Below are 264 nucleotides of genomic sequence, written 5' to 3' on the forward strand. Positions count from 1 at the left end.
ATCCAATCTTATCCATGAGGTTTTTTATGGATGAACCAATAATATAGAGGAGCTTAGACGGTTTTTTTAACTTTGAATCGTCAAAGTGGTTTGCGAGTTTTTTGTCGGTATATAGTTGGTATAACGCTTCACTGGTTTTCTGTATTTCCTTATCAATTCCTTTCTTTGCTGGCTGTTTACCACTGAATAAATCGAATAGGATATTTTCGGCTTTTTTTCCTGAAGAGCCTTGGCGTAGGGCGATATTGTGTAGTAACTCACTAC

At 36.7% G+C, this 264-nt stretch carries 1 pseudogene; it reads right to left on the reverse strand.

Going from position 1 to position 264, the window contains the following annotated elements:
* Window positions 1-264, reverse strand: a pseudogene (locus tag ACNQ0T_RS24435) (type III secretion system effector deubiquitinase SseL); the annotation flags it as partial.

Origin of the sequence: Enterobacter cloacae complex sp.6700776 (assembly GCF_048284255.1) — a bacterium.
In the GTDB taxonomy this organism is placed as follows: domain Bacteria; phylum Pseudomonadota; class Gammaproteobacteria; order Enterobacterales; family Enterobacteriaceae; genus Enterobacter; species Enterobacter intestinihominis.